Raw genomic sequence first — 2,339 nt, 5'->3', positions numbered from 1 at the left:
AACTCGAGGTCGCAACGCTCCCGCAGCGGAGGAATGGTGATGATCGTGCCCGCGAGGCGGTAGAAGAGGTCTTGACGGAAGGTACCCGCCGCGACCTTTTCGGCTAGGTTCTGATGGGTTGCCGCAACTATCTGGACGTCCACGGTCCGCGTTTTTCCCGAGCCCAGAGGCGTGACTTCCTGCGTCTCCAGGAACCTGAGAAGGCGGGTCTGGAGTTGAAGCGGCATGTCGCCGATTTCGTCGAGGAACAACGTTCCCTTATCGGCTTCGACGATGCGGCCTGGGCTGCCATCCTTGTTCGCTCCCGTGAACGCCCCGCCGCTATACCCGAAGAGTTCGCTGTCGATGAGGGATTCGGGAACAGCACTGCAGTTAAAGGCGACGAAAGGCCCGCTGGCGCGGTCGCTTTCGAGGTGGAGGGCGCGGGTGAGGGTATCCTTGCCTACCCCCGTCTCGCCGAGCAGAAGTACATGGAGCCCGCAGCTGAACACCTTCTTGAGGATGTCCAAGTTTCGCTTCATCTGTGGATCGTGCCCCGCGCATTCGGCAAGCGTGGTAGCTTGGCGAACGGGCTTGGAGGCGATTTTCGCGGCAGACGACCTCGTGGTCAAACCGCCTACGCCTGAGGTCGGACGTTGGATAAACACGTCGAACATTCGGCCGTTGCCGAGCGGCCGCAGACCACGCGCGTTCTCGCACAGCATCTCCAGACTGGAAGCATCCCTCGATTTCTCGAACACGCCCCACAAACTCCTCGAGCCGATCGCAGAATCGTCCAATCGCAACAGGGCTCTCGCTGCCTTGCTAGCTCCGACGATCTTGTAATCGGTATCAAACGCCAGCATCCCAGGGGTCTTGGTGTCTCCGGCCAGCGTGACAATAAAATGCTTGCGGAAGTGTTCGCGGAAGTACCGGGTCTCCAACCTTTCAGCGGCGATTTGGGCGACACCGAACACGACGCGGTGCGCAAGCGGCGGCAAGCCTGGATTTTGAGTCGAGAGATTGATGACGCCCAACACTTCCCCATCGGGTCCGAAGAACGGAGCAGATGCGCAAGCCTGACCCGTCAGGTCCGCATAAAAGTGATCGTTGAGGTAGACGGCGGCCGGGGCGAAGGTCCTGAGAGCCGTCCCGATACCGTTTGTGCCCCCGACCTCCTCGGACCAGACCGCGCCAACCCGGTCAGAGCCGCAATAGAACGAAGAGTCCTTGCTTCGGCGTTCGGCGATGATTACGCCTTCGCGATTGGCTATGTGCGCGCTATAGCCGCCGCCTTCGATCATGGACAGTGTGGCTTCAAGCTCGGTGCCTGCGAGTTTGATATCGTTGTCGAAGACCTCGTTCGCACTCTTGAGCTCGCGCGAGGAGAGATCGATGAAATTGGGTCGAGAGGGGTCGAGCTTGTAATCCTGCAGACACCGGGCCCAGGATTTGGTTCGCCAGGACGGGTCGGTCTTGTCGTTGCTCGCCAACACCGCTCTCTCGATCACCCGGAAATGGGCATCGGTATCAAGCATGTTTAGTACCTTTTTAGCGACATTGCATACTAACCTCGATCCTTGTCAAGTTTTTGGAATTATTCTCAAAAGTCTCATTTTTGAGACTCGCTGAGATTCCCTGAGCCGACACTCGGGTGAAGCGGGTTTCCCAATCATCTCAGTCATTTAGTGTTTTGGCATGGCGGTTGCTTCGTTTGCAGCGGGAGAAATTCTCACTGCACAGTCCCGCGCCGTGCGGTGAGAAACCCCCGCAGGGCCCGACGCGATCGTGTCGCAAACAAGGCCGCTCAACCTTTCGATGCCGACGCTGGATCGGGTCGGTCGACGGGCTGGACGGTAACATAGGGATTTTTTCGTATGGCTTATGACGACGTAAAGCTTTTCATCGACGGCAAATGGTTGAGCGCCGTGAAGGGTAGGACGAGCGATGTGTTCAATCCCGCCACCGGGGAACAGATCGGTACCGTCGCGCTGGCGACGACGAAGCAGCTGGAGATGGCTGCTGTCGCCGCCGAAAAAGGCTTCAGAATCTGGAGCCAGACATCATCCTACGAGCGTAGTAAAATCATCCGCAAGGCGGCGTCGCTACTCAGGGAGCGACTGGAGAAGATAGCGACGATCCTCACGAGCGATGCAGGCAAGCCGCTCGCCGAGGCTCGCCTCGAAATCAACTCCTGCGCTGACCTGCTCGACTGGTTTGCCGAGGAAGGTCGTCGCACCTATGGACGTGTCATTCCCTCGCGCTCGATGAGCGTGCACCAGATGGCGATCAAGGACCCTGTCGGTCCCGCGGTCGGCTTCACGCCCTGGAACTTTCCGGCTAGCCAGATCATCCGCAAG

Annotated in this window: 2 protein-coding genes; one reads left to right on the top strand and one right to left on the bottom strand. The window is 58.8% G+C overall.

All coding sequences use genetic code 11. The annotated features are described in order from the left end of the window. On the bottom strand, positions 1–1,517 hold a 1,517-nt coding region (locus tag EOA13_RS36805), incomplete at its 3' end, for a sigma 54-interacting transcriptional regulator (protein ID WP_164780602.1). A gap of 339 nt (positions 1,518–1,856) precedes the next feature. On the opposite strand from EOA13_RS36805, the gene EOA13_RS36800 reads away from it, so the two are divergent. Further along, positions 1,857–2,339, top strand: a 483-nt coding sequence (locus tag EOA13_RS36800) for an aldehyde dehydrogenase family protein (RefSeq protein ID WP_127298009.1), incomplete at its 3' end; no start/stop codon positions are given.

The sequence above is a fragment of the Mesorhizobium sp. M7A.F.Ca.US.011.01.1.1 genome (assembly GCF_003998295.1).
Lineage (GTDB): Bacteria > Pseudomonadota > Alphaproteobacteria > Rhizobiales > Rhizobiaceae > Mesorhizobium.
The sequence above is the reverse complement of the archived record's forward strand: the minus strand, read 5'-3'. Positions and strand labels throughout refer to the sequence as shown.